This window comes from Cyclobacterium plantarum (assembly GCF_011290685.1).
In the GTDB taxonomy this organism is placed as follows: domain Bacteria; phylum Bacteroidota; class Bacteroidia; order Cytophagales; family Cyclobacteriaceae; genus Cyclobacterium; species Cyclobacterium plantarum.
The window spans coordinates 295706-302328 of record NZ_JAANYN010000008.1 but is presented as its reverse complement, the minus strand read 5'-3'; the positions used below and the strand labels follow the sequence as shown (position 1 = coordinate 302328).

Sequence of the window (6623 nt, the reverse complement as noted above, 5' to 3'; positions counted from 1 at the left end):
TCCTTCCTCCCACAAGCCTCCTGCGCACCCCGGTTTTTTGTCGGGCCTGCGCTCTTTTCGTATTAAAATTTATCTCTTTTTTATTTAACAGATTTTTTAGGGTTTCTTCTTTATCAAAAATAACTGATTCAATGTCGTCACCGGTAGACTTAACATTTTAAAAAACGCAGAAATAGGGATGACGTTGTGGGTTTTCAACATATTGATTTTCAAACATTTAATAAACACATCATCGGTAGGCTTTGAGGGGGGCATGGGGTGGAAACCATATAAAACGGGACTGCCACACCATAGTTGACACAAAAATAGGGTTCTCGGTGACGATAGAGCCGGTTTTAAAAACATTCCTAAATCGAACTCACTTGAACAAGGAAGATTAGGCATTAAAAAAGCTGGTTCTTACTACCGGAAAATGATTCACCTCCATATAATTTGAAGAGCTTTATAATCGAATATCAGTTTAATTAAAACATATTAGAAAGGTATTAGATTTCAAAAAGCAAATAGACGGATAAAATAGAGAGGCTTATTTGCCTTTTTCTATTTTTTCTTCCACTTCGGCATTTTCTTCCGCATCAGTATTTTCCACCTCCTCCGGGTCGGAGGCATCTGGCTCGAAAGTTAGGTCGATCCACATGGGAAAGTGATCTGAGCCTATTTCTTCCAATTTTTCAAAGGAGACGAGTCCAAAATCATTGGAATAAAAAACATGATCCAGGGGATAGCGCATCAGGGGGATAAACACATTATAGGTATTGTAAAAGCCCCTTCCTTCTCTGGGGTCTACTAGTTGGCTATATTCCCTGAAAAGATGAGATGTTTGGGACCAGCCCACATCATTCAGATCTCCGGCAACAATAACAGGTTTGGGATCCTTTTTGATTTTCTTGCCAATGAGAAGCAATTCAGTATCTCTTTCATAAGTGTCAGAACCTGGTTTGGGAGGTTCAGGATGTACCCCATAAAAATCAAAAATACCTCCGGAAGGTAATTTGATCTGGGTGTGAAAGGAAGGAATGTTATTTTCTACCAGGTAATTTACTTTTGGGTTTATCAAGGGGAATTTTGATAGCAAAATCATGCCATAAGTATTGGAAAGGGGTTCCTTTATAGCGTGGGGGTAGGTCTCATCCAACTCAATTAAAGCTTTTGTCCAAATCAGGTTCGGTTCTGTTAATAAAACCAAATCTGGTTCCTTTTTCCTGATTAAAGAAAGTAACTTATCCCTATCGGTATTTTCCATGCGTACGTTACTCATCAAAAGGGTAAATCGATTATCACCCTCAGTCAGGGAAGCCGACTTGGCACTTACCTTTAAAAGGGGGGTAAAGGGAGCAATCATCACCAGCTGATAGGATATGGCTGCCAGCAAAAGCGAAATAAAAGAATATTTAATTTTTGGTTTGTCTTTTAAAAATAAAAAGGCCAGTAACAGGATAAATAAAGCGAAAACTGTAATTTGAATCCTGGGAAAATCGAAAATGCGTATCCACCAGGTACCCGTGTCAATAACAGGTAAAGCCGTAATGACTATCGCAACTAATCCAGGAATATAGATGAAGTATTTCATTAAAAAGAAAATTTTGTTTCTCATTTTCTCTGGTATCTATTGGAAAGTAAAACCAGAGAAAATACTGAAAATTGACCTATTTTCTTTCTTAGATTGCAATTACCTTACCAATTCCACTTCATCAAGGCAAAATGGAAGGTTGATCCATTCGAAAAATGGAAGACTAATTTAACGGTTTAATGAGGATGTTTTTAAATTCCACACCTTGTCCTTCGGCTTGAAGACCGATATAGCCTTCCTTTAGCATCTTGCCATCAATTTTAATGGCAGGATCGAAGCCGTTGGCAACCCCTCCGCCAATTTGTGGTTTGGTATATTCAAGGACGGTTTCTCCATTTACCTTGTGGATGACCAGGGAATCACCATATACGATTAGTTCAGCTTTTACCCATTCGTTCCATGGAATGGTGGGAGAGGAGGAGTTGATGCAATGCCTGGGATCCATTTCACCTTTGAAAAATACCTCCGTACCGGGAGAACACATGTTTCCGGTGGGTCGTGGGTTTCCATCTTCGGCATCTGCCAGCATTTGGAATTCCACAGATATGGGCCAATCCTGCTCTTTTAAAATGGTTTCCGGAGCCTGGGAATGAAACATCACTCCGCTGTTCCTGTAGGTATATGAAGGCGCATCTTCCATCCATTGATCGGTGAACCGGTAATCAAATTTAAGGTGGAAAGTTAAAAATGGTTTTTCGTAAAACAAATGCCCATAGCGTGCATCAAATGAGTCATAATCCTCATAATTAACCTGTATGGCCCCATCCACTACCCGAAAGGTATTGGCATAGTTTTCCCCGGTTTCGTGGTGGTGAAATTTTGGAATCCAACCTTCCAGATTTTTTCCATTGAAGAGGGGTTCCCATTCTGTTAGCTGATTGTTATTGTTGGCAACACCGGAAGCACATCCGCTGCCCAGGCTAATCATACAACAAATGGTGAATAAATTTAAAACAGCTCTAAAAGATCGTTTCATTCGACACATGAATTTTTGGGTTTAAATAGGATTCAGTAATGCTATACATTTAAACTGACAGGAAATAAATTACCTGAAATGGCCATAATCGCAAATATTTTTATTTGAAGATCACAAATTTTCAATAGGATATAAAACTGGTTGCAGTTGTTCGGTATATATTTTTTTAAATAGCATCCTATCACTATGTTTTTTTACATCTATCAGGATTTTTTCTTTTTGGTTTAAACCATACTCTCCTGAAACAGGGGATAAAAGTCAATTTTCCCATTTTTTCTTTTAAAGAAAGCGGCTGCCAGACCTATTTTGTTTTCACCAATTTCTTTCTTAAGATAGGGATTTGACCTGATAATCTCTCTTTGGGAATAGTCCATATTCCAAATGGAAATTTTATCAGTCAGGGAAGCAATGTCAAGCTGGTTTAAGTTTTCCCGAACAAAAACCCCGGCATCCAATGCAGGTTGCACTATTGGGCTTATGGGATCATCGGGTTTTTCAAGGAGATTTTTTAGGGCATTTTTTATCAATGTATTGTTTGAATGGCCCATAATCAAAATCAACCTCGCCCCCTGTTCCCTGCAGGAAATTTCTATGCTGTTAATCAAATGTGTGTCCAGTAAGCTCCCCGCCGCCTTCAATGGGATAAGGTCACCAATACCGGAATTCAATAACATATTTAAGGGTTCGCGCATATCAATACAGTTTACCACTATTGCCAGGGGATCAACTTTAATAAAATCTTTTAACTCTTTGTTTTGGAACCTTCTTGAAACCAGGTTTCCATCTACATACCGCTTATTGCCTTCCTCCAGGTAGTGGAGTATCTGTCTGGGAGTTTTCAGTTCATTTTTGTCAATGATTTCTTTTTTATCTACTACTACTTCATTTTTTGGTGAATAATTTTCCCTTAGTCCTGTAATAGTAATGTCAATCTGGTTTTCCTTGGCAAAAGTATTCTTGTAGTCATTAAAAATCTCTAAAATATCAGGTTCTATATAGGAAGAAAATGAGGCATCAATTACCACCCGCGTCCCTTTGGGTAGGTTCCATAAAGTACGTTTGATGGCGGGTTTGTTCAAAAAGGAAACTTCATTTGATAATTCAAGCCTAATGGTTTTCCTTTTGTTGTTGAAATTGGTTTCTTCCACATAAAATGGATTGTAGTAATTGCCTCTCAAAAGAAAAAATACGCTGGATGCAGATCCTATCAGGACACCAATCAGCACATCGGTCATCAATATGGCAATTACTGTCACTGCAAAAGGAACAAATTGAGACCATCCCTTATGGTACATCCTTGAAATGATAGTAAATGAAGTCAATTTATATCCTACCAGGAGTAATATCGCAGCTAGTGTAGCTAAAGGAATTAAATTGATTACAGAGCTAAGAAACAATACACTGATGGCCAGCAAAAAACCATGAATGATAGTAGACAATTTGGTTTCTGCTCCCGCTTCAATATTTACTGAACTTCTTACGATTACAGAGGTGATGGGGATTCCTCCGACCAGGCCTGCGAGGGTGTTGCCGATGCCCTGGGCTACCAATTCCTGATTTGGAGGACTTCTTCTTTTATGCGGATCCAGGTTATCGGTGGCTTCCAGGTTAAGTAAGGTTGCAATGGACCCAATTATAGCAATGGTGAAGGCATAGGTCCAAACCTGGAAACTGGTAATCGCCGAAAAATCAGGAAATGTAAGAAAAGAGGAAATGTCATTGATTTCTGGAATGCTGACCAGATGAACTCCACTCAGGTAAAGTTCGGGAATGAAAAATTTGAAAAGTTGGTTTAATAAAACGCCTAAAATCACAACGAATAAGGAAGGAGGCAATAATTTTATTTTTTTTAAGGGTGTCCTGTCCCAAAAAACCATAACCAAAAGAGAAATCACTGACAATACCAGCGCTCCGGGGGCAAAAGAGGCTGCCAGAACCATAATCTTTTCTTTAACTCCCGAAAAGAAATCCTGAGAATAATCGAGTATACGGCTATCATCCATTTCAACTCCCAGGGCATACGGCAGTTGGGAAAATATCAATATCAAACCAATGGCCGCCAGAAGACCTTTGATGATACTCGTTGGCATATAATCAGCGATCATTCCTGATTTCAGGAATCCTAGTATTACTTGTATCAATCCACCAAGAAAAAGCGCTAGTAAAAATATTTCAAAATCCTGCAGGGTATTAATCGCTACCAATACCACTGCAGAAAGGCTGGCGGCAGGTCCGGAAACACTTGTATGCGATTTACTCAATATGCCTATCACCAATCCCCCGATCATGCCGGATATTAAACCGGATATCAAAGGAGCACCACTGGCAAGGGCTATTCCCAGGCACAAAGGTAAGGCCACCAGGAAGACAACTATTCCAGCAGGAATATCCTTGCCCGGCTTGCTTAAAACCGAACGGCTGATGTCCTCAATTTGTGCTTTTTCGATTAAGTCCTTAAAAGGTTGGTTTTTACTCAAAATAGGAATTTTTAGTTTAAATAATTTGCTTAACAAACATAATCTTAATTTTCTGATTTTTTATTACCCTTTATCAGAATGACAGGTTTATGATCACTTCATTGAACTTCTAGTCTTCCTGGTACGATAAAATAATAATGGAATTTACTCCTACCAAAGGGTCTGCAACAGAATAATTCCTACTTTTACCCTAGTTTTCATTCCAATCCATTAAATAATGCCCATGAAACCGATCCGAACTGTTTATATGCTTTTTGCCTGCTATTTTTGTTTTGGTATTGCCATAGATGTTTTTCCACAGGAAGATACTTTCATTTTTGGTGACCCACTTCCTGATGCACCGGCGCTTTCCTTCAGGGGAGATTATCAGGTAGGGGTGCGTACCTTTGATTTGACCCATAAAAATCAGCCGGATATTCAAAATTTTGTGGAGAAGGAAGAGCCCACCTATGACAGAAAATTAACCGTAGAAGTATGGTATCCTGCCAATCACAAGGACAATGCTGTTCCGGTTCAATACAAGGATTACTTCGGCGCACCCAATGATGAAAAACGGCCATTGACACCTTTTACCTTTCCGGGCAGGGCAGTACGGGAGGCCGATCCTGAAAGGAGTGAAAGTCCTTACCCTTTGGTCATCGTATCGCATGGATACCTGGGTTCCCGGTTTTTGATGACTTATCTGACAGAGAACCTGGCCTCAAAAGGGTATGTAGTTGTTGCTATCCACCATACCGAATCCACCCATGAAAATCCCGGAAAGTTTGCCAGCACCCTTTATCACCGATCCAAAGACCAGCTTTTTGTGTTGGAAGAAATGGGCAGGCTTGGTAAAGAAAATGCTGACAACTTTTTAGCAGGATTGGTGGATGCCGACCAAACTGCATTGGTGGGTTACTCTATGGGGGGGTATGGGGTTTTGAATGCAGGCGGTGCTGGATATGCTCCCGGTTTCGTCAATGCTTTTGGACAAATGACAGCAGGAAGTCGAAAATTATCCGAAAGAAGCCTTGCTGATCCGGCATACCGGGAATCTGTCGACCCAAGGATCAAGGCCATTGTGGCATTCGCACCCTGGGGAATGGCAAGAGGGGCCTGGGATGATGAAGGCCTTCAAAACCTGAAAATCCCAACTCTGTTTATAGCAGGCGATCAGGATGATATTTCTGGTTATGATAAAGGGGTGAAGGCCATATTCGAAGGAGCGAAAAACACCGAAAGATACATGCTTACCTACCTGAATGCCAGACATAATGTCGCCCCAAACCCTCCCTTATCTCCGGATCTTAACAAGGATGATTACATGCATTATGCAGAGCCTGTTTGGGATGAACGCAGGATCAATAATATCAATCAGCATTTTCTTACGGCTTTTCTGGACCTTCACCTGAAAGGCAAGAATGAACGGGCCAGGTACCTGGATTTACCGCAAAATTCACTGGATGAAACCTGGGAAGGCTTTATTCCCAGAACCTCCATTGGTTTGGAATGGAGGCAGGAAAAACCGGGATTATAGGATATGAGAATACCTAAGTTACTTGATCCAGTTCGGTATAAAAATGAGTTCGATTTTAGATAATGTTTAGGGTACTGTAAATCA

The 6623-nt window shown here is 40.3% G+C and carries 4 protein-coding genes; 1 reads left to right on the top strand and 3 read right to left on the bottom strand.

What is annotated here, in order from left to right; genetic code table 11:
• Nucleotides 1-526: 526 nt before the first annotated feature.
• The 3 genes from G9Q97_RS18725 to G9Q97_RS18715 all read right to left on the bottom strand — a co-directional run bounded on the left by G9Q97_RS18725 (nt 527) and on the right by G9Q97_RS18715 (nt 5023).
• Nucleotides 527-1570: an endonuclease/exonuclease/phosphatase family protein gene (locus tag G9Q97_RS18725; protein ID WP_166149619.1), complete on the bottom strand. Its 1044-nt coding sequence runs from the start codon at nt 1568-1570 to the stop codon at nt 527-529.
• 163 nt (nt 1571-1733) lie between these two features.
• The gene (locus tag G9Q97_RS18720; RefSeq protein WP_166149647.1) at nt 1734-2498 is read right to left on the bottom strand and encodes a 3-keto-disaccharide hydrolase; all 765 of its coding nucleotides are present in this window, start codon (nt 2496-2498) and stop codon (nt 1734-1736) included.
• A 272-nt stretch (nt 2499-2770) separates the two neighbouring features.
• Entirely contained in the window at nt 2771-5023 is a 2253-nt protein-coding gene (locus G9Q97_RS18715; protein ID WP_222852027.1) for a bifunctional SulP family inorganic anion transporter/carbonic anhydrase, read from the bottom strand.
• Nucleotides 5024-5246: 223 nt separating this feature from the next.
• Here G9Q97_RS18715 and G9Q97_RS18710 point away from each other — a divergent pair, with 223 nt between their 5' ends.
• Entirely contained in the window at nt 5247-6539 is a 1293-nt protein-coding gene (locus tag G9Q97_RS18710; protein ID WP_166149617.1) for an alpha/beta hydrolase family protein, read from the top strand.
• Nucleotides 6540-6623 lie beyond the last annotated feature (84 nt).

Coding starts and splice junctions, on each gene's coding strand:
- G9Q97_RS18720 (WP_166149647.1), bottom strand. CDS start 2,498: ATGATTAGCCTGGGCAGCGGATGTGCTTCCGGTGTTGCCAACAATAAC.
- G9Q97_RS18725 (WP_166149619.1), bottom strand. CDS start 1,570: ATGAAATACTTCATCTATATTCCTGGATTAGTTGCGATAGTCATTACG.
- G9Q97_RS18710 (WP_166149617.1), top strand. CDS start 5,247: ATGAAACCGATCCGAACTGTTTATATGCTTTTTGCCTGCTATTTTTGT.